The organism is Mesorhizobium sp. M4B.F.Ca.ET.143.01.1.1 (assembly GCF_004792275.1).
Classification (GTDB): domain Bacteria; phylum Pseudomonadota; class Alphaproteobacteria; order Rhizobiales; family Rhizobiaceae; genus Mesorhizobium; species Mesorhizobium abyssinicae.
Window position 1 is genome coordinate 77,357 of sequence record NZ_SRSR01000021.1, and the last position, 20,251, is coordinate 97,607.

18 protein-coding genes and 6 pseudogenes are annotated in these 20,251 nt (G+C 60.9%); 13 read left to right on the forward strand and 11 right to left on the reverse strand.

The window, feature by feature from the left end; genetic code table 11:
- Positions 1-21: 21 nt before the first annotated feature.
- Positions 22-831 (reverse strand): Crp/Fnr family transcriptional regulator, encoded by an 810-nt coding sequence (locus tag EN786_RS32150; RefSeq protein WP_135909526.1) that lies wholly within the window; start codon positions 829-831, stop codon positions 22-24.
- Between the two features lie 315 nt (positions 832-1,146).
- On the opposite strand from EN786_RS32150, the gene EN786_RS32155 reads away from it, so the two are divergent.
- The 3 genes from EN786_RS32155 to EN786_RS32165 are packed head-to-tail and all read left to right on the forward strand — an operon-like array spanning position 1,147 to position 4,178.
- Positions 1,147-2,559, forward strand: a complete 1,413-nt coding sequence (locus EN786_RS32155) for an ABC transporter substrate-binding protein (RefSeq protein ID WP_135909528.1) — start codon at positions 1,147-1,149, stop codon at positions 2,557-2,559.
- 9 nt (positions 2,560-2,568) lie between these two features.
- Positions 2,569-3,351 (forward strand): ABC transporter permease, encoded by a 783-nt coding sequence (locus EN786_RS32160; RefSeq protein ID WP_135909530.1) that lies wholly within the window; start codon positions 2,569-2,571, stop codon positions 3,349-3,351.
- A complete protein-coding gene (locus EN786_RS32165; RefSeq protein ID WP_135909532.1) occupies positions 3,348-4,178 on the forward strand; it encodes an ABC transporter ATP-binding protein in 831 nt (276 codons plus the stop codon). Before EN786_RS32160 ends, EN786_RS32165 begins: the two co-directional genes overlap by 4 nt.
- A gap of 45 nt (positions 4,179-4,223) precedes the next feature.
- Here the strand turns inward: EN786_RS32165 and EN786_RS39365 are convergent.
- Positions 4,224-4,408 (reverse strand): annotated as a pseudogene (locus EN786_RS39365) (ATP-binding cassette domain-containing protein); the annotation flags it as partial.
- Between the two features lie 47 nt (positions 4,409-4,455).
- On the opposite strand from EN786_RS39365, the pseudogene EN786_RS32175 reads away from it, so the two are divergent.
- Positions 4,456-4,835: pseudogene (locus EN786_RS32175) on the forward strand (2OG-Fe(II) oxygenase family protein); the annotation flags it as partial.
- A 523-nt stretch (positions 4,836-5,358) separates the two neighbouring features.
- Here EN786_RS32175 and EN786_RS32180 read toward each other — a convergent pair.
- Both EN786_RS32180 and EN786_RS32185 read right to left on the reverse strand, forming a co-directional pair.
- Positions 5,359-5,532 (reverse strand): annotated as a pseudogene (locus EN786_RS32180) (TniB family NTP-binding protein); the annotation flags it as partial.
- A gap of 4 nt (positions 5,533-5,536) precedes the next feature.
- Positions 5,537-5,928: pseudogene (locus EN786_RS32185) on the reverse strand (Mu transposase C-terminal domain-containing protein); the annotation flags it as partial.
- A 14-nt stretch (positions 5,929-5,942) separates the two neighbouring features.
- Here EN786_RS32185 and EN786_RS38930 point away from each other — a divergent pair.
- From EN786_RS38930 to EN786_RS32225, 9 genes and pseudogenes are all read left to right on the forward strand, one after another.
- A pseudogene (locus EN786_RS38930) lies at positions 5,943-6,029 on the forward strand (TniB family NTP-binding protein); the annotation flags it as partial.
- A 40-nt stretch (positions 6,030-6,069) separates the two neighbouring features.
- Entirely contained in the window at positions 6,070-6,141 is a 72-nt protein-coding gene (locus EN786_RS38935; protein ID WP_348642260.1) for a hypothetical protein, read from the forward strand.
- Between the two features lie 339 nt (positions 6,142-6,480).
- Positions 6,481-7,902, forward strand: a complete 1,422-nt coding sequence (locus EN786_RS32195) for an LLM class flavin-dependent oxidoreductase (RefSeq protein WP_135909534.1) — start codon at positions 6,481-6,483, stop codon at positions 7,900-7,902.
- Positions 7,902-8,669, forward strand: a complete 768-nt coding sequence (locus tag EN786_RS32200) for an ABC transporter ATP-binding protein (RefSeq protein WP_135909536.1) — start codon at positions 7,902-7,904, stop codon at positions 8,667-8,669. The genes EN786_RS32195 and EN786_RS32200 overlap by 1 nt, the downstream gene beginning before the upstream one ends.
- A 7-nt stretch (positions 8,670-8,676) precedes the next feature.
- The gene (locus EN786_RS32205) at positions 8,677-9,558 is read left to right on the forward strand and encodes a branched-chain amino acid ABC transporter permease (protein ID WP_135909538.1); all 882 of its coding nucleotides are present in this window, start codon (positions 8,677-8,679) and stop codon (positions 9,556-9,558) included.
- A 2-nt stretch (positions 9,559-9,560) separates the two neighbouring features.
- Positions 9,561-10,619, forward strand: coding sequence for a branched-chain amino acid ABC transporter permease (locus EN786_RS32210; RefSeq protein WP_135909540.1), 1,059 nt, complete (start codon positions 9,561-9,563; stop codon positions 10,617-10,619).
- 95 nt (positions 10,620-10,714) lie between these two features.
- Complete coding sequence (locus tag EN786_RS32215) at positions 10,715-12,055, forward strand: ABC transporter substrate-binding protein (protein ID WP_135909542.1); 1,341 nt, start codon at positions 10,715-10,717, stop codon at positions 12,053-12,055.
- A gap of 29 nt (positions 12,056-12,084) precedes the next feature.
- Complete coding sequence (locus tag EN786_RS32220) at positions 12,085-12,855, forward strand: ABC transporter ATP-binding protein (RefSeq protein ID WP_135909544.1); 771 nt, start codon at positions 12,085-12,087, stop codon at positions 12,853-12,855.
- Positions 12,856-12,902: 47 nt separating this feature from the next.
- Positions 12,903-14,132 (forward strand): acyl-CoA dehydrogenase family protein, encoded by a 1,230-nt coding sequence (locus tag EN786_RS32225; RefSeq protein WP_135909546.1) that lies wholly within the window; start codon positions 12,903-12,905, stop codon positions 14,130-14,132.
- A gap of 39 nt (positions 14,133-14,171) precedes the next feature.
- Here EN786_RS32225 and folD read toward each other — a convergent pair whose 3' ends face one another.
- The 7 genes and pseudogenes from folD to ssuC form a co-directional block, all read right to left on the reverse strand.
- A complete protein-coding gene (gene folD / locus EN786_RS32230) occupies positions 14,172-15,071 on the reverse strand; it encodes a bifunctional methylenetetrahydrofolate dehydrogenase/methenyltetrahydrofolate cyclohydrolase FolD (RefSeq protein WP_135909548.1) in 900 nt (299 codons plus the stop codon).
- Between the two features lie 3 nt (positions 15,072-15,074).
- Positions 15,075-15,959, reverse strand: coding sequence for a formyltetrahydrofolate deformylase (gene purU / locus EN786_RS32235; RefSeq protein WP_135909591.1), 885 nt, complete (start codon positions 15,957-15,959; stop codon positions 15,075-15,077).
- A gap of 136 nt (positions 15,960-16,095) precedes the next feature.
- Positions 16,096-16,305: pseudogene (locus tag EN786_RS32240) on the reverse strand (MucR family transcriptional regulator); the annotation flags it as partial.
- 94 nt (positions 16,306-16,399) lie between these two features.
- A complete protein-coding gene (locus EN786_RS32245) occupies positions 16,400-16,666 on the reverse strand; it encodes a rhodanese-like domain-containing protein (protein WP_246688797.1) in 267 nt (88 codons plus the stop codon).
- 86 nt (positions 16,667-16,752) lie between these two features.
- Positions 16,753-18,555 carry a vanadium-dependent haloperoxidase gene (locus EN786_RS38940; protein WP_135909552.1) on the reverse strand — a complete coding sequence of 601 codons (1,803 nt, stop codon included), beginning with the start codon at positions 18,553-18,555 and terminating at the stop codon, positions 16,753-16,755.
- A gap of 50 nt (positions 18,556-18,605) precedes the next feature.
- Positions 18,606-19,346: an ATP-binding cassette domain-containing protein gene (locus tag EN786_RS32255; RefSeq protein ID WP_189524342.1), complete on the reverse strand. Its 741-nt coding sequence runs from the start codon at positions 19,344-19,346 to the stop codon at positions 18,606-18,608.
- Between the two features lie 86 nt (positions 19,347-19,432).
- The gene (gene ssuC, locus EN786_RS32260) at positions 19,433-20,251 is read right to left on the reverse strand and encodes an aliphatic sulfonate ABC transporter permease SsuC (RefSeq protein WP_135909554.1); all 819 of its coding nucleotides are present in this window, start codon (positions 20,249-20,251) and stop codon (positions 19,433-19,435) included.

The following is a 20,251-nucleotide window of genomic DNA, read 5'->3' on the forward strand; positions in this document are numbered from 1 at the left end:
AGGGGAAGCCGAAGCGCGGCCTCACCCCGCCGCGCGCTTCGAAACCATTTCCATCAGCGTGTGAGGGCGTTCGATACGGATATGGCGCGGCGTCACCGTTACCAGCCCTTCCTTTTGGAAGCGCTTCATCATCATCGTCACCCATTGGCGTGTGGAGCCGACCATGGCCGCAATCTGGTCATGCGTCACCTTGGCATTGATGACGATTGCCCGTCCGTCGCGCACGCCATGAAGGTTGCCGAGATTCATCAGGAACTGCGCCAGTCGTTCGATCACCGAACGCGTGCCGAGCATCTGAGCCATCGCCGAATAGCATCTGCCCTTCGCTGCAAGCCCCTGCAGAAGACAGAGCGCGAAATTCGGGAGCTCGACGACGAGCTTTTTCAACGCATTGGCCGGGATGAACAGCATCCGGCATTCACTCAATGCTTCTCCGGACCAGATATGGATTCCACCGCCGGTCATTTCGGGACCGCCAATGAAATGCCCCGCTGTCCAGTAGGCGAGGGTGATTTCGCGTCCTGACGGTGCCGTGTAGAAGACGTGAACCTTGCCGCTTTCGATGATGAAAATGCCACCGTGCCTGTCGCCTTGGGTGAAGATCGCCTGACCGGTCGCAAAAGCGAGACGCCGGCCATGCGCCCTGAGTTTCGCCCACTCGTCGGATGTCAAGGCATCGAGAAAATGCGCGCCGTCGTCGAGCCCTTCCACGCTTTCGCTGAGAAAAAGCGCTCGATCGCCGGGAAGAAAGACCTGCGCGGGCAATTCGAGCGCCGGCTCATGTTGCTTCCGCTTAGCTTCGAAATTGGTTGAAAGCATTTCGAGGCTCATATCCGGCTCCTTTCGTGTCACGAAACGCGTTAAAAGTAGATAATTTCTATAGACAAAAAAGGAATATAATTGCGGCTTTCATGCCTTGCTTAGATAATTCCTGTCCCTCAATTTCGAACGGTTCCAGCATACAATTTTAAATCAGCGCTGAACCGACCGGAAGCCGGCGATCGAAATCGGCGCCGCCGAAATTGCGCAAGTAATTGCTTATGCCTTCAGCCCGGCCGTCACAACTTGGATGACATCGGATTGGCAATCGCCACCGGGTCAGCAAATCAGCCGCGAATGCCGGCAGATTAATCACGAGGTAGGACCATGAATGTTCGCTCATATTTGGCTGCGCTTGCCCTTATGGTGGCCGGATTCGCTTCTGCCGCGCATGCCGAAACCATCCGCGTAGCCATCGGCACGCAGGACACCACCATCAATACCGCCACGGGCGGATTGCTGATCCGTGAGTTGAAACTGCTCGACAAATACCTGCCGCACGACGGCAAGTATAAAGACGTCACCTATGATGTTCAGTGGAAGAACTTCACGAGCGGCGCGCCGATCACCAATGAGCAGATCGCCGGAAAGCTTGATTTCGGGGTGATGGCGGATTTCCCCGGCTCGTTCAACGGTCTCGGCCATATCAAGGCGGGGAGAAAGAGCTTGTTCATCACAGTGCTGTCCGGCAGCGTGAACGGCAGCGGCAACGGCGTTGTGGTGCCGACCGCTTCGCCCATCCAGTCCCTCTCGGAGCTCAAGGGCAAGACCATCTCCGTTCCATTCGCATCGACCTCGCACGGCATGCTGCTGCGGGCCGTCAAGGCACAGGGCTGGGATGCCGAAAGCGACGTGAGGATCATCACCCAGGCTCCTGAAGTCGCCGGCGCGGCCCTCCAGGCAAACCAGATCGAGGCGCACGCCGATTTTGTCCCATTTGCCGAACTCTTCCCCTGGCGCGGCTTCGCCCGCAAGATCTATGACGGATCACAGGCAAAGACGCCCACTTTCCACGGTGCCCTCGTCGAGGCCAACTATGCTGAAAAGTATCCCGAGATCGTTGTTGCCTATCTTCGAGCCTCAATCGAGGCCGATCAGTTGATCGCCAAGGAGCCGGAGAAATACAGTGAGCTGATCGCCAAGGTGACAGGCGTCGAAGCCGAGGTCGAATACCTGTTCCATGGACCGCTCGGGCTTCAGACCCGTGATCTCAGCTGGAAGCCGGAATACCGCCAGGCCGTCGCCACTGCGATCGACACCTTGAGGCTCCTGAAAAAGACCGACCAGTCGCTCGACGTGAACAGCTTTGTCGATGACCGGTTCATAAAGGCTGCATTCAAGGCGTCCGGGCTCGACTATGATGCCGCGCTCAAGAACTATGCCCAGCTGCCTTTGAATGCCAAGGATGCTGCCACCGGTGAAGTGATCAGCGACCCCAAACGCGTTGCTGAGATCTGGGTCCAGGGTGAGCCGCTCGTCCGACACTATGCGTCGCCGGAGAACGCATTCAAGGCGCTTAAGGCCGTTGAAGGTGAGGGGAAGCCGGTCCGGGTGTTTTATGCGCAGGACCGTGAAAGCGGCATCAAGCTGCTCGGCAATCAGGCCTGGTTTGTGCGTGCCGACGGCGGCGAAGTCAGCGCCTTCCTGCTGAAGGAAAACGCCAAGAAATGGGCCAAGGATCATGGTGGCAAGGTGCTTGATTTCGCTGCCGCCAAGGCCTCGATCATGGCCAGCAATTGAGGTTGGCCAATGACGCGTTTTCACCTTGGGCAATGGTTGCGCCGGGCCGGATCCCTCGCCATCTGCCTCATTCTCTGGCAGATGGTATCGAGCCTTAAACTGAATCTCGGCATTGTCACGTTCGAGAATGTGCCATTGCCCATGGATGTCGTGTCGGCAGCGTTGGATTTCCTGCGCTCGCCCAAGTTCTTTGCCCATCTTTTTAGCAGCCTGGAAAGGGTTCTGGCTGGCTATGGCATCGCTGCCGTGATCGGTATCGGGCTTGGCCTCGTCATGGGTCGCTCACGGTGGCTCGGGGATTTCCTGCAAGCCCCGCTTGAGCTCCTGCGGCCGATCCCGGCCGTCGCCTGGATTCCGCTTGCGGTTCTGATGTTTTCGTCGTCGGAAGTCTCAATGATTTTCATCACCTTTACGGGCGCGTTGTTTCCGATCTTGCTCAACACCGTCCATGGCGTGGAAAGCGTCGATCCAAGGCTGATCGCCTCTGCTCGCAGCCTGGGGAGCACCCGGACCGCGATGCTGTTGGAAGTCATTATTCCAGGCGCGGCGCCGAACATCGTCACGGGCCTAGTCATCGGCATGGGCACGTCGTGGTTTTGTCTCGTCACCGCCGAGATGATCTCCGGTCAGTTCGGTATCGGTTACTACACCTGGGAATCCTACACGCTGCAAAACTATCCTGAAATCATCGTCGGCATGATCCTGATCGGGCTGTTCGGCATGGGAAGCAGCGCCCTCTTGCGAGCGGCAGGGGCGGCACTTCTTCCATGGCACACGAAGGACAGCAAATGACGACCCATCAGCGCAGCTTTCGCGCGGCAACGGGCCGTATCGAGGCCAATCATGTTTCGATCCGGCTCGGTCACGGCAGCAGTGCGTTCGAAGCCGTCAGTGATGCGAGCTTCGAAGTCTCTCCCGGGGAATTCGTCTGTCTTCTGGGACCATCCGGCTGCGGGAAGTCGACCCTGCTCGGCGCCTTGGCGGGACATATCAAGCCAGCTGCCGGCGTCCTTTCGGTCGACGGACAGCCCGTAAAGGACCCGCATCCAGAGCGCGGTATCGTTTTCCAGCACCACACGCTCTTTCCGTGGAAGAATGCGCGGGACAACGTCGCTTTCGGCCTCAAGATGCGCGGCGTCAAGCGCGGGCAGCGGCGTCTCGAGGCGGAGAAAATGCTCGATCTCGTCGGTCTGAACGGCTTTGCTAGGCGCTATCCCGGCCAGCTGTCCGGCGGCATGCAGCAACGCGTCGAGATCGCGCGTGTTCTCGTCAACCAGCCACGGCTGCTGCTGATGGACGAGCCCTTCGGGGCGCTCGATGCCCTGACACGGCTTCGAATGCAGGAATTGCTGCTCGATATCTGGGCGCAATTCCGCAAGACGATCCTATTCGTCACTCATGATATCGACGAAGCCCTGCTGCTCGCCGACCGGATCATCGTTATGCAGGCGCAGCCCGGCCGGATTCACGAGGAAATCACCGTGCCTTTCGAGAGGCCGCGCATGACCGAAATCATCGCCTCGAGCGAGTTCATGCGCCTGAAACAGCATTGCCTGCATCTTCTTCACAGCGACAGGCGAGGGGATACTTTGCCTCGGCTTTCTCCCTTGGGGTTGTGAGTGAGTGTCGAGGCAGTCTCGACAGCCGCCATCGTGGCCCTCGTGCCGGACGATCCTTTGAAGCTCGTCCTGCAAGCGCTGCCGCGTCAGAGCCTCGATGGCCCCAGCGGCTCGTCGAGCAGCAGAAAGCGTGGCTTCGTCACGAGCGCGTGGGCGATCGCCACGCGCTGCGCCATGCCGCCCGACAATTGGGCGGGATAGGCTTGGGCGAATTGATCGAGGCCGACGAGATGAGAGAGGGTCGCGAACGAGTTCGCTCCGTTCGGCAGCGCTCAGCGCGCACAAGGATGGCGGCTTCCTGACCCTGCTGCTGCAGGACGACAAACAAGGGGCTGCAGGTCGAATATGACCGCTGGGTGAATGTGGACCCGATCCCCGGAACGCTGGTCGTCAACATCGGCGAACTGCTCGAACTGGCATCGAATGGAGACCTGTGCGCCACCGTGCATCGCGTCGTGACGCCGCCCGCCGGCGTCGAGCGGATTTCCGTTCCCTTCTTCTTCAGTGCGCGGCTCGATGGAACTGGCGGCGCAGGCGCGCGGATCGGCGAGCGATCCGGACAATCCGTTGTTCCGCGATGTCGGAACCAATGTTCTGAAAAGCCGACTGCGTTCACACCCCGACGTGGCACGCCGCCACTATGCCGATCCTCTCGAGACCCGGAGCAGCGCGATCGTGAGGGTTCTCTATAATGCGGTGCGCGAATTTTTGCCCGTTTATATTCTTTTTTGGAATTACATTCGTCGCCAAGGCTTTGAAATAAGATCAAACAGGTAAAATCGTTCGGCGGTTTCCTCCCATCCGCCGGACGGTGTTCCCCGAAGGTTTTAACCTTCTTTTGGCCGGGCCGCATTCGAGCCCGGCCATTTTTTTTTGCGGGGGCTCCTTGTTCAGCGCTGCTGGAACGCACCTGGGATCAATCATTCGGAAACAAGACGGTTCGCATTCGCCGCTCCAATGGAAGTGCGGCTACCATGTTCCGTCTAACCGCCACATCGAGCGTGCCGATGGCCGCACGCCGTGGGTCATGCCTGCCGAGGATGATTCTCCGCCCCAAACCCTCCCGCGCCATCCTTCCCAGGCCGGAACCGAACCGTTCGCGCCCAGGACGAGGGTGCCGGCCTGGCTGCGCCGGGCCGTCGAGGCGGCGCAAACCCTTGAGCATGCTGCGAGCGTCGCCCATCAGTCCGCGGGTCCGCAACGCCGGCGGCCGGGAGAGCAATTCGGCGAGGCGCTCATGTGCCTGCTTTGCAACGTGATGTCCGATCCATCGCGGTGCCTAGATATAGGCGATGCGGTCTTCCACGCTGCGGTCGAGGTGCGGGCGAACGTGATCGAGCAGATGGTCCGCCATGTCGCCAATCCTCGACCTGCAGACGGCGTTTCTGACGCACCGGATGCTCGGCAGGAGCCGGCGTCGGTGTGCGCATCGCATCATAGGATTTGGTGGTTTCTGCCGCGTGGGTTCGATCGGCGCGAGCAGACCGTCGCGCCTCTCGACAGCCCGAAATTCTTTGGTCTCCGGATCTCGGATGTAGATGTGGCTGATATCGCGAGGATCGCATCGCACTTCGAGCCTGCCCAGCCGGCCTAGCTGCGGAACCAGGCCGCCCAGCCACGGCGAGTAGTAGTCCAGCGCGAACATGCTGATCCCCTGCGGCGAGAGGCGTCTGTCTGCACCGGACAGGAAGGCGAGCAGGACACGCACTGGATCGTCGTCGAGGCGACGGAGGTCTCGGCTGTTCCGCTCTCCCATTCCGTCGGCTGGTCGGCCCCTATGCCAACGGCAAGACGATGATTGCGGAACGGTTTGCCGTCGAACATCTGAAAGCCGCCGAGCAGCGTCCTTGGGCGCGGCGCCGAGCAGCTCGGCTGGTGGCTGGCGGATCTTGTGCTGGCGCAAAAGCTGCGTTGGCCAAAGCCAGTTCCGCTTCTGATGGCGCAGGTTTTTACGCCGACCTAAGCAAAGATTTGAGTGGGCGGTGTGCTTGGCGCTGGCGCGCGGCGCCGCTTGGCGCGGACTGCGGATTATTTGGCAAGCTACTATCACGCTCGCCTTCGAGTGCGATCCTGGCCGTGTCTGCGGAAAACGGTCATATTCTGGACGCGAAGCGTCAGCCGACGTGGATATGTTCGCGATACCGCCTCTTCGAGACCGCGCTTATCGATACCACGATCCGACCCAAAGACAGAATTTTAATTCTCTACAAATCTATAGAGAATATATTCTATCTTAGTCGGCGCTCGCCTTGTCGGTAGTGTCCTCCGCAGTCGCCCGGCAGGGCTATCAAAGGAGTGACGGATGGGTCGTCATATTCGCTTCAACGCTTTCGACATGAATTGTGTTGGCCATCAATCCCCGGGTCTCTGGAAGCATCCGCGCGATAAGTCGTGGAAATACAAGGATCTGGACTACTGGCAGGATTTGGCGCGGACGCTCGAGCGCGGTATTTTCGACGGCATATTCATCGCAGACGTCATCGGCTACTACGACGTTTACAAGGGCTCGAATTACCACGCGATCGAGCAGGCAGCGCAGATCCCGGTCAATGATCCCCTGCAGTTGGCCGCGCCGATCGCGCTTGCCACCGAACATCTCGGCATCGGCATTACTGCTTCGACCTCGTTCGAGCACCCTTATACATTCGCCCGCCGCCTTTCGACTGCCGACCACCACACCAAGGGTCGCGTCGGTTGGAACATCGTTACCTCGTACCTCGAAAGCGGCGCTAAGAACGTCGGCCAGACTGGCTTGAAAACCCATGACAACCGTTACGAGGTCGCGGCCGAATATGTCGAAGTGCTTTACAAACTATTCGAAGGCAGTTGGGAAGAGGGCGCGGTGCGGCGTGATCCGGTCCGCGGCATCTTCACCGATCCCAGTAAGGTCCACGAGATCGGTCACAAGGGCAAATTCTTCGAGGTGCCTGGCTACCATTTATCGGAGCCGTCGCCGCAGCGCACTCCGGTTCTCTATCAGGCGGGCGCCTCGGGTCCCGGCAAGGCCTTCGCCGCTGCGCATGCCGAGTGCGTCTTCGTCGGCGCGCCGACGAAATCGCTGCTCAAGGCCTATGTTTCCGAAATCCGCCAAAAGGCCGCCGCCGCGGGCCGAGATCCGAAGAATATTCTGATCTACAATCTAACCACGCTGATTGTCGATGAGTCCGACGAAAAGGCCCGGAAGCGCTTCGAGGAATATCAAAGCTATACATCCTACGATGGCTCGCTGGTGTTCATGTCGGGTTGGACCGGCATCGATTTCGGCCAGTATGCGCCAACCGACGCGCTCAAGAAGGTCGAGACCAACGCCATCGTGTCGATGGTCGAGCACTTTGCCGGCAAGGATAAGGCCTGGACAGTCGAGGAGCTGGCGAAATGGGGCGGCATCGGCGGCGTTGGGCCTGTCTTCGTCGGCTCGCCCAGCACAATCGCCGACATCCTGCAGGAATGGGTCGATGAAACCGGGGTCGATGGCTTCAATCTCGCCTATGCGGTGACGCCCGAAAGCTTTGAGGCCGCCGTCGACCTGCTGGTGCCGGAATTGCAAAAGCGCGGCGTCTATCCCACCGCCTACAAACCGGGCACGTTGCGCGAAAAGCTGTTCGGCGACGGTCCCTATCTTTCCAGAACGCATCCCGCTGACGGGTACCGTGACATCGAGGCCGTGAAGCGTCGCGAAGCCGAACGTGCTTCGGCGTTGCGCTTGAAATCCGTGAATGCGTGATGACCAGTCTGCTGGACCTCCACGACGTCTCGCTGTCCTTCAAGGGTGTGCGAGCGCTGAATGCGCTGAGTTTCAGCGTCGCCAAGGGTGAAATCTGTGCCTTAATCGGGCCGAATGGCGCCGGTAAAAGCTCGCTTCTCAATGTCATCAACGGCGTCTATCGCGCCGACGCCGGCGATATTGTCTTCGACGGGCAGCGCTTCGAGGCAATCCATCCGCAGAAGGCAGCCCATCTCGGCATCGGCCGAACCTTCCAGCATAATGCGTTGTTTCGCCGCCTGTCGGTGCGCGAGAACGTGCTGGCCGGTCTTTCTCGTCATGGCACCGCCAGCTTTTTCGAAAACATCTTCCGGCTGGGCAGGGACGGCGCCGAGCGCCGCAGCTTCCTTACCCACGCTGAGCGCATCATGTCTTTCCTCGGGCTCAATCGCCATGCCGAAAGGATAGTTTCGACACTTTCGTACGGGCTGCAGAAACGCGTTGATCTCGCCCGCGCATTGGTCTCCGGCCCCAAGCTGCTGCTGCTCGACGAACCGATGGCCGGCATGAACCAGGAAGAGAAGGAGGAGATGAGCCGCGTGATCCGCGAGATCAATCGCGTCTTCGGCTCGACTGTGGTGCTGATTGAGCACGATGTCGGCATCGTGCTCAACCTCGCCAGTCATGTGGTGGTGCTCGACTACGGCCGCAAGCTCGCAGATGGGGCACCCGACGAGGTGCGAAAAAACCCCGACGTGATAACCGCCTATCTCGGCACGGTTCACTGAGGAACTCATGTCCTATTTCTTTGAAACATTGGTCAGCGGCCTGTTTGCTGGAGTGATGTACTCACTCGTCGCGATCGGCTTCGTGCTTATCTACAAGGCGTCCGGAGTCTTCAATTTCGCGCAAGGAGCGATGCTGCTGTTTTCGGCGCTGACCTTCGTCACCCTGACCGAGAAAGGCATGCCATTCGCCTTGGCCTTCATCGTCACATCCCTTGTCATGGTGGTGATGGCGATACTGATCGAGTGGCTGGTGCTGCGACCGTTGCGAAATCGCGATGCGTTGACCCTGTTCATGGCCACTCTGGGATTGAGCTATGTCATCGAGGGGTTTGCCCAACTGCTGATGGGCATGGATGTCCACATGCTCGATCTCGGTATCGCCGATGTCGCGGTACAGGTTGGCGGCATCTATGTTAGCCAGTTCGACATCATTGCCTCGTTGATCGCGCTGACGCTGATCGCCACACTGGCCATCGCGTTCAACAAGACGCGCATGGGCATCTCGCTTCGGGCGGTGGCCGCCGACACGCTTGCGGCGCAGTCAATCGGCATCCGCCTGCCTGTCATCTGGCGCATCGTCTGGAGCGTCGCCGGGGTCGTGGCCCTGGTTGCCGGCCTCGTCTGGGGATCGCGCCAGGGCGTGCAATATTCGCTCTCGCTGGTGACGCTCAAGGCGCTGCCGGTCCTGATCGTCGGCGGCTTCTCCTCCATCCCGGGCGCGATCGCCGGTGGACTCCTTGTCGGCGCAACCGAGGCGTTGGCCGACATCTACATCGGCCCGCTGGTCAATGGCAGCGTTTCCACGTGGTTTGCCTACATCCTCGCTGTCGGCTTCCTGCTCATACGTCCGGCCGGCCTGTTCGGCGACCGCGAGATCGAAAGGGTCTGATCATGACCACGCTGCAGGAATCCGCTCCGTCCAAGCCAATCCGCCAACCCATGTTTGGAGTTGGCACCATCGCCGTCGTCGCTGGCCTGATCGGCGCCTTTGCGGTGCCGGCCATTGCCGACGATTACTGGCTGAGCTCGATCATCATTCCGACAGTGATCATGGGGCTTGCCGGTATCGGCCTGAATCTGCTGATGGGCTATACGGGGCTGGTGTCGATTGGTTCGGCTGCCTTCATGTCGATAGGCGCCTTCTCGACCTACAATTTGCTGCTGCGCGCGCCGTTCCTGCCACTGCCGGTGGTTCTGATCCTTGCCGGCTTAATCGCGGCGAGTGCCGGCGTCATCTTCGGGCTGCCCTCGCTGCGCATCAAGGGCTTCTATCTTGGCGCCTCGACCCTCGGCGCACAGTTCTTCTTCGAATGGCTGTTCACCAACTTCAGCTGGTTCTCGAATGACAGCCAGTCGCTGACCATATCGGCGCCTCGGCTGCAGATCCTCGACTACGATCTCCAATCGGCCACCGGCCGCTACTATCTGGTCATTGCAACCACGGTGCTGCTCATCGCGCTGGCCTTCGCCATCGTCAAAAGCCGGGTCGGCCGTGAATGGATGGCGATCCGCGACATGGATGTGGCTGCCTCGGTCATTGGCATCCGCGTTGCGCGCCGCAAACTTCTGTCCTTCGGCATAAGCTCGTTTTTCCTTGGCATCGCCGGCGCGCTCTGGGCCTTCGGATATCTTGGCACCTCGGACGCGCATGCGTTCAATCTCGATAAATCGTTCCAGATCCTGTTCATCGTCATCATCGGCGGTGTGGCAACCATCTTCGGCAACTTTCTCGGAGCAGCCTTCATCGTGCTGACGCCGATCCTGCTCGACCGGCTGTCCCTGATCATCGATTTGTCATTCCTGGGCGATCAGGGCGCGCTGGCAAACCTGCAGCACATCATCTTCGGCACGATCATCATCGTGCTGCTGATCAGGGAACCGGATGGATTGTCGAGTCTCAGACGACGCGCTGTGGATGCCCTTCGCTCGCGGGCAAGATCATCCAGTTGAACCTCAGACAGACGAAACACCTCGGCGCCGGGTCTTTCGCCTTCTCCCAAGCATCAGGCGTCATTTCCTCAAACCACTTACACAAGGGTTGCACAATGTCATTGTTAACCAAGGCCGTGTCGTTGGCGGCCACTGCCGCGATGGCCGTCACGCTGATGAGCAGCGCATCTTTCGCCGAAGACGGCAGTGGGCAACAGCTCTATCCGCTGTTTACCTATCGCACCGGGCCCTATGCCCCATCGTTCATTCCATTCGGCGCCGGCAATATCGATTATCTCCGCTACATCAATGAGGTCGAGGGCGGCGTCGATGGCGTCAAAATCCTGGTCCAGGAATGCGAGACGGCCTACACGATCGAGCGCGGCATCGAATGCTACGAACGCTATAAGAACGGCTATAACGGCGCGCTGACGGCGGCAATCTATCCGCATTCAAGCGGTCTCGACGTGGCCCTCACCGACAAGGCTCGCATCGACAAGATCCCGATCGTCAGCCCTGGCGGTGGCCAGAACATCGCCACCGACGGCCGCGTCTTTCCCTACCTGTATCCGTTGGTGTTCGACTACTGGAGCGAAGCCCAGATCATCGTTGATTACATCGCCCAGCAGGCGGGCGGCTACGACAAGCTCAAGGGTCTGAAGATCGCGACGCTCTATCACGATAGCGGCTATGGCCGTGATACGATCGAGCCGCTCGGCATCCTTGCCAAGAAATATGGCTTCGAAGACATCCAGATCCCCGTTCCGCATCCCGGCGAACAGCAGCAGACACAGTGGCAGCAGATCCGCCGTGCAAGCGCCGACTGGGTGTTTCTGCGCGGCTGGGGCGTGATGACGCCGGTGGCGATCAAGACCGCGGCCCGCGTGGGTTTCCCCGCCGATCGGATTATCGGCGATATCTGGAGCGGTTCGGAAGACGACGCCCGCCCAGCGGGTGCTGCCGCCAAGGGTTACCTCGCCGTCTCGGTCTTTCCGCCGGGCACCAACTACGGCATCTTGAAGACGCTCAAGGAGGATATCCTCGACAAGGGCAAATCCGACTTGAAGGACAATTCGAAATTTGGCACGGTTTACTACAATTACGGCGTGATCGAAGCCATCACCTTCGTCGAGGCGCTGCGCACAGGCCATAAGAAATTCGGCAACAGGCCATTGACCGCCGCCGAAGGCCAATGGGCGCTCGAAAACTTCGACATCGATCAGAAGCGGATCGCCGAGCTTGGCGCGGAAGGCCTCATCAGCCCGCTGAAAACCTCCTTCGATAACCATAAGGGCGAAACCATCGCTGCCAAAATTATCCAATGGAACGGTCAGTCCTGGGACACCAGGACCGACTGGATAAAGGCAGATGCCTCGCTGTTTGCCGACGTCATCAAGGCAAAGGCTGCCGCCTACGCCAAGGAAAAGGGCATCCAGCCTCGCGTTGCAACGAACTGAACACTAACCCCCACTGACAGGATCGACCTATGACCATTGCAGCAAAAAGCTTCCTCGATATCCAGAATATGGAAGCGCTCTATGGTCAGGCGATCTTGGCTGTGCGCGACGTGTCGCTCAAGGTCGAGCAGGGCAAGATCGTTGCCCTGCTCGGTGCCAATGGCGCGGGCAAGACAACGACGCTGAAGGCGGTTTCCAATCTGCTTGGACCAGAGCGCGGTATGGTCAGCCGCGGCAGCATTCTCTGGCAGGGCGAGCCGGTCAGCGGCCTCTCGGCGTCTCGGCTTGTCGCCAAAGGCGTCGTGCAGGTGCTGGAAGGCCGTCATTGCTTTGCGCAGTTGACGGTCGAAGAAAATATCCTCTCCGGTGGCTTCGTCCGCAAGCCGAGCAGGACAGATCTGCAGCGCGACGTCGAACGAATCTACACTTGGTTTCCGCGCCTCAAGGACAAGCGCAAGGTCAAGGCCGGCCTGACCTCAGGGGGCGAACAACAGATGTTGGCAATAGGCCGCGCGCTGATGACCAAGCCTAGCCTTGTGCTGCTGGACGAGCCGTCGATGGGGCTCGCGCCGATCATCGTGCAAGAAATCTTCGAGATCATCCGCATTCTGAACAGTGAGCAGGGCGTCAGCTTCCTGCTTGCCGAGCAGAACGCCAATCTCGCGCTTCGCTATGCCGACTATGGCTACATCCTTGAAAACGGTCGCGTTGTTCTGTCGGGAACGGCAGAGAAATTGCGAGCCCGTGAGGATGTCCAGGACTTTTACCTGGGCGGTGCCAATGTCGTCAAACCACACTGACCGCCTCGCCCGCGCGGGTGGGAGGGCTAATTTCAGGACAATCAAAAATGACACAGATCGATACGGCCTGGGGTGCAGGCCCCAGCGCTCGCTATGAGACACTGGCCGAACGGTTCCGGCCAATATTTGCACAGATCGCTGCCGGCGCAGTTGAACGCGAGCTTGGCCGCGAACTTCCGGTAGTGGAGATTGCGAAGTTGAAGCAGGCGGGTCTGGGCGCGCTGCGCTTACCCGAAGCCGAAGGCGGTCTTGGCGCGACGCTGCCCGAACTCGCCAACATCCTTATCGAGCTGTCGCAGGCCGATTCCAATATCACCCAGGCGCTACGCGGTCATTTTGGATTCGTCGAGGATGTCGTCAACAAGACAGCAGGCGAGAGCCGCAAGCGCTGGGCAGAGCGGATTGCCCGCGGCGAGATCGCCGGCAATGCCTGGACCGAGATCGGCAATGCCAAACAGGACGTTTTCTCGACCCGCATCTCGAAAAAGGGTGACAGGCTGGTCCTTAACGGCACCAAATACTACACCACCGGCTCGCTGTTCGCCGATTGGATCGATGTCGGTGCGACGGGGCTTGCCGGGGAAGGCATCGTCTTGCAAGTGCGTCGCGACGATCCGGGCGTCGATGTCATCGACGACTGGGACGGTTTTGGCCAAACGCTCACGGCCAGCGGCACCACGATCTTTACCGACGCCACTGTCAATCCTCTGGATGTCGTCGTCGACGACGACAAGTTCCGCTATGGAGCCGCCTTCTACCAACTGGTGCATCTTGCCTCGCTCGCCGGTATCGGCCGGGCGATGGCCAACGAGACCGCTGCCGCCGTCGCCGCACGCAAGCGGTCATACTCCAATGCTGCCGGCCCGCGCTCGAGCCAGGATCCGCAGGTGCTTCAGGTCGTTGGCCGTATTCGCAGCAACGCCTATGCCGCTGGCGCCATTGTTTTGCAGGTCGCGCAAGCCATCGAACGCGCTTATCGGGCACACTTTGCCGGCGAAGCCGACGCCGAGGAAAAGGCCAACGCCATCGCCGAACTTGAGACATCGCAGGCGGTGACGGTCGTCACGAATCTTGTTCTCGAAGCGTCGACGATCATCTTCGATGCGCTGGGTGCGTCCGCGACCAGGAAGCCGATCGGTCTCGATCGTCATTGGCGCAATGCTCGTACCCTGTCTTCGCACAACCCACGCATCTACAAGGATCGCATCGTTGGCGACTACGCGGTCAATGGCACGCCACCACCATATCAGTGGCGTATCGGGCGGAGCCCGTTATAAGCCAGCAAGAGTGAGTGGCCGATTCGCCGCTGACATTTTTTAGAACGAAGGCGATGTAAGACCGCTCATGCGGTACGCTGCTGTGATTGTGTTTGCCATCAACATGGCGATGGTCATCGGCCCGACACCGCCCGGAACCGGCGTGATCGCACCGGCGACATCAGAGGCTTCCGCATAGGCGACGTCGCCCACGAGCCGGGTCTTGCCCTCGCCCCGTTCCGGCGCATCGATCCGGTTGATGCCGACATCGATCACAGTCGCACCAGGCTTAACCCAGTCCGCCTTCACCATCTCCGGCCGGCCCACCGCAGCCACCAGAATGTCGGCGCCACGCGCCACGGACGCCAAATCCTTCGTGCGCGAATGCGCCGTCATCACCGTGGCATTGGCATTAAGCAGCAATTGCGCCATCGGCTTGCCGAACAAGTTGGAGCGCCCGATAACGACCGCCATCAGGCCCGACAGATCCTCGGTATGGATGGAGCGCACCAGCAGCATGGCGCCGGCCGGTGTGCACGAGATTAGGCCGGTCGCCAGGTCACCGATTGCGAGCTTGCCGGCATTGACGACATGCAGGCCATCGACATCCTTCTCCGGGCGGATCGACTGGATGATCGCATCCGCATCAAGATGCTTCGGCAGCGGCAGCTGCACGAGAATGCCGTGGATGGATGCATCCTCGTTCAGAGAGGCCACGAGGCCTGCGAGCTCGCCTTGCGTTGTTTGCGCCGGCAGCGTGTGCTGGATGGAGTTGAAGCCGCATTGCTTGGCCATGCGTCCCTTGGCGCCGACATAGGCGTGGCTGGCCGGATCGTCGCCAACAATCAACACCGCAAGCCCCGCTTTTACCCCCTTTGTTCGCTGGAGATCAGAAGCCGCTTGCTTCACCGCTTCAATAACGGATGCCGCCACCTGTTTGCCGTCGATGATATGCGTCATCGCTCAGCCCATGCGCTCAGAAGCGTAGCTTCCCGGGCTTGCCGGGAACACGACGGTTCGGTTGCCGTTCAGGAAGACGCGGTGATGGATATGGGCGTGGATGGCGCGAGCCAGAACCTGGCTTTCGACGTCACGGCCGATCGAGATATAGTCCTCGGCGCTCTGCGCATGGGTGATGCGGGCGGTGTCCTGCTCGATGATTGGGCCTTCGTCGAGATCAGCGGTGACGTAGTGTGCCGTTGCCCCGATCAACTTGACGCCTCGCTCATAGGCCTGCTTGTACGGGTTGGCGCCCTTGAAGGAGGGCAGGAACGAGTGGTGGATGTTGATGATGCGGCCCGACATGTTCTTGCACATGGCATCGGAGAGGACCTGCATGTAGCGGGCAAGCACGATCAGTTCGGTGCCCGTCTGCTCAACGATGTCGAGGATCTGCGCTTCAGCCTGCGGCTTGTTCTCCTTGCTCACATTGATGTAGTGGAAGGGAATGTCGTGGTTGACCACGACCTTTTGGTATTCAAAATGGTTGGAAACGACGCCAACGATGTTGATCGGCAGGGCGCCGATCTTCCAGCGGTAGAGCAGGTCGTTGAGGCAATGGCCGAAGCGCGAGACCATCAGCAGCACCTTCATGCGCTTGGTGGCATCGTGGATCTCAGCATCCATCTGGAACTTCTCCGCGATCGGCCTCAGGCCTTCCACCAGGTCGGCCTGGCCGAATCCCTCCTCGGAGATGAAGGAGACGCGCATGAAAAACTTGCCTGTGTCGAGATCGTCAAACTGCGAACTATCGACAATGTTACAGCCTTGGCCGGCCAGGAAAGTCGCAATCGCCGCAACGATACCGCGAGCCGATTTACATGAGACTGTAAGTACGTAATGCGTCATTTTAAACTTACTTTGCTGAAATTCCGGGCGTTTTGCTTGCAATGGGATGTCCTCAGAACCAAGCGGCGCGCTCGATGGAAAAGGCGGAGTTCTTCCGCCTTTCAAACTCCGGGTGCCAAAACGAACGTGCGGACAATCAGGCCACGGCCTTTTTGCGGGTCCTTTTTGCAGGTGCAGGCTGTTCGGGTTCGTTAGGCTTTCTACCGAGGCCAATAGTCTTGGCCAAAGCCGAGCGCGCGGCGGCATAATTCGGGGCGACCATCGGATAGTCTGCCGGCAGGCCCCACTTGGCGCGGTATTCGTCGGGCGTCAGACCATAGTGGGTGGAGAGATGCCGCTTCATGGAAGTCCCGGAGCTGAAGGAAGAACGGAAAGACCGATGATGCTGCTTGTCTCGTCGAAACGCTAGGAGTGCCGATCCTCCGTAGTACGGCACCGGTTCAGGGCCCCACGCGCGCGGCCTCCGTCATGCGCCCGTCGTCATAAACGACCGCGGGCACGGACTCGGCCACGCCCGGATCGGCAATCGCACGCTCCCGGCAAGAGGTGTTTTCGAAGGAGGCCTCGCCTGTCTTCGCGGCCGCTTCCCAGGGCTCGACGGGCACACGGACGGCACTCGCCGCATGATCGGCCTGGAATGCCTCGGCGTCGCGCACGTCGAGTAGGCGAAAGGCGGCGAGCAGCGAAAGTTTGTCCGCTTCAATCACTGGATCACGCGGCGCGAGCGTCTCCGACTCATGGCGGGAGGCGGCCCCAGCTGCCGCCGGAGCGGCACTTGCTGTGCGCCGAGACATTATACGTCGGCCCTCGTCCCGTCGAAGCGGGTGAACGTGAATTTCTCGAACGGCTCGCGATAGGTTTGCCGTTCGTTGCGGAGAACATTGATCGCGAGCGCTTCGCCGAGCGCCAGCGACGCCGAGAAATCGGAACGCCAATGGATGCCGGCCCAATCGCGGCCGATGCCGTAGTTCCAGGCGAGCTTGTTGAGCTCGCCGCCGACCGTGAGCGGCTCGCCCTGGTAGGGGATGAGCTTCGTCGGGTCCTTCGGGTCGGGCTGCACGGGATTGGGAATGGTGGCGTCCTCATCGAAGAGCGCCTTGAGAATCGTCACGTTGGACGCGGCAATCTGAGCCGCGCCGCCGGGATAGCTCGAGTGGATCGGCGCGCCCTCCGGATAGACGTGCGGCAGGAGGTGGGTGCCGAACTTGCCGACGCTTCGCGTAAGAGCGGCCGAGTTGAGGATGTCGCCGTGGACGGGATAGGCGTCCACCTTGTTGGTGATGCGGTGGTGGATCAGCCCGCCATAGGCCTCCGGCCGCAAGGCGCGGTGGACATAGAACTTCTGCCAGTAGGCGACGCGGATGGCGAGCGATGCGGTGACCGGCAGCAGGCTTTGCGCATAGGGCAGGCCGAAAGTGCTGTACCCGCCAGTCTGCGTCTTCGAGTGCAGGTACGGATTGGATTTGGCGAACGGAATCCCGAACCCGCCGAACTCGGCATTGGCCTTGTCGGGTCCCACGCCTAGCAGCAGGGCTGCCGACCAGAAGGCAGCCGGATTGTTGTGCACGTATTCGGCGAGGTCGCGACCGGTCGCGATATAGCGCGCCATCGGGTCGAAGCTGGTCGGCTTCGCAGGCGGAATGCCGTTCTGGATGGCGAGCCACTCGTCATAGGCGGTATGGAAATCGGTCCCGGCTGCGGCGGTGCGGATGCGCGCTGGAATGAGCTGGCTGCCGTAGGGGGCGTCCTTGAGCAGAAACTGGGAAATGTAAGGACCAACCAGCGCGCCGGGCGGCGTGACATAGCGCCCGGTTTGCCCGGACGGATCGGCCGCGTCGACATAGAGCGCCGTCCCGCGGAACAGCGTCTCCGGCGTGATGCCACCATCCTTGCGCGGGCCGCTGAAAGCGGTGAGCTTGTTGAGCTCGTCGACGGCGGCGAGCACGTCCTTGTTCTTCGTGTCGTTCGTCAGCTCGGACAGCGGGACGTCTCGCAGGAGCGACTGCCAGTAGAGCTCGACGGCCTCGCTCGCCCGCGTCGCGCTATCGAGCGTGGGGGCCGGCGGGATCGTGAGCTGCGGGCCGATGCAACCCGTGAGGTTCACGGCGAGGGAACCGATCGGATTGAGCTGCTTGCGCTTGCCGCCGAGCGGTATCGCCTCGAAGTCGGCCGGATCGCCCGAGGCATAGGCCTTCAACGTTGCGTCGAAGGCCGCGCGGTCGACCTCGCCGCGTTCATCATGCGGCAGGCCGCGTGTGTCGGAGCCGATGAGGTTCGCATATTTCTGCTCGTCGCCGTTGACCGGATGCGGCGCAATCGCCACCGCGAAATCCGCGTCCGCTGCGGCGCTTCGCACAGCATAGGCGTGCTTGCGAAACGCAAGATGGGCATCCCCCGACGACTCCTCACCGGCATGCGCCCGGGTGGAGCCGCCGACGACCGCGAGGGGAGGCAAGCCCGCAACGGCTATGGCCGCGACGCCTCCGGCCGCGCCAAGAAAGCGGCGGCGCCCACCGTCAGGGCCGTCTGCCCTCTGCTGTGCCGGCGGCACACGCCCGGTCTGACTTTCGCCTGCTGATCCGCGATCCTTGTGCATGTTGCGATCTCCTTGTTCTGCCGAGGCGCCGCACGGATCGACGGCTGCGCCTATACCTCTTCGAGAATTCGCGCCTGCAGGGCCACAGCCGCGGTGTCCGCCCCCTCGCGTCGTGGCCGGGGGAGATCGACCGGCAAGTCGAGCGTTATGCCGCCGTCGCGGATGACGAGCACCCGGTCCGCGAGTGCGACCGCTTCGGCGACGTCGTGGGTGATGAGTACGGTCGTGAAACCATGCTCGCGCCAGATGCGCTCGAGCAGACGGTGCATCTCCATACGCGTCAACGCATCGAGAGCGCCGAACGGCTCGTCGAGCAACAGTACCCCCGGTCGGCTCACCAGCGCCCTGGCGAGAGCGACGCGTTGAGCCTGACCGCCGGACAGGACGGCAGGCCAGTCGTTCCACCGATCGGCAAGCCCGACATCGGCGAGGGCTGCCGCCGCAGTCTCCTGCCAGCCCTTCGCGCGCGCGATGCCGACATTGCTGAGAACGCGATGCCAAGGCAGCAGCCGCGCGTCCTGGAAGAGAAGGCGCACGTTCGGCTGCAGCGACTGGACCTCGGCGTCGCCGATGGCAATCGTTCCGCTCGTCGGACGATCGAGTCCCGCGATCAGGCGAAGGAGCGTCGACTTGCCACAGCCGGAGCGGCCGACAATCGCCAGCAGCTGTCCGGCAGGGATGACCAGATCGAGGTCGGACAGGACGCTTCGGTCTCCGAAGGATTTTGACAAGCGATCAAGTCGTATGTCCTGCCCGTTCAGTGACGGCGCGTCCTTACCGTGCGGTCTCACCTCGCGAAGCAGGTTTTTCTCGGCCAGCGCATCCGCTTCGTGGAACGAGGCATCCTTGTGCAGCCGCAGCACGCTCGCAGATTCTCTCACGACGTCGCTCCCCTGGTGACGGTGCGGCGATAGGTGGGGTGCCAGGCAAGAGCACGCGCCTCGAGCAGCCGTGTGATGAAATCGGCAAGCTTGCCGAGCAGCGCGTACACGATGATGCCGAGCACGACCACGTCGGTCTGCAGGAATTCGCGTGCGTTCATCGTCATGTAGCCGATGCCGGATGAGGCCGAGATCGTCTCGGCAACGATCAGGGTGAGCCACATGAGGCCGAGCGAGAAACGAAGGCCGACAAGGATCGATGGCATGGCGCCCGGCAGGATCACCCGCCAGAACAGGGGTACGGGACCGAGCCCATAGACACGCGCCATCTCGATCAGCTTCGGATCGACGGTGCGGATGCCGTGAAAGGTGTTGAGGTAGAGCGGAAATGCGGTCCCGATCGCCACGAGGAAGATTTTTGCTTCCTCACCGATCCCGAACCAGAGGATGACAAGCGGGATGATGGCGAGATGCGGCACATTGCGGAGCATCTGCATCGACGAGTCGAACACGGTCTCGGCCGGCCGCGATATCCCGGCGAGGACTCCCAGCACGAAGCCGATGCCACCGCCGATGAAGAGGCCCTTCAGCGCGCGCTCGGTCGAGATTCTTGCATGGGTGAGGAGCGTTCCGTTTTTCAGGCTCTCCCAGAAAGCGGCGGCTACCGCGCTCGGCGCCGGCAGAAGACGCGTCGACAGCACGCCGCTTCGCGAGGCGATCTCCCATGCGATCAGCAGCACGATCGGGAGTGCCCAAGACGCCAGCGCCCTAAGCGCCGCTGCGCCGGTGCCATGAAGGCGCGATGGCCCGGCCAT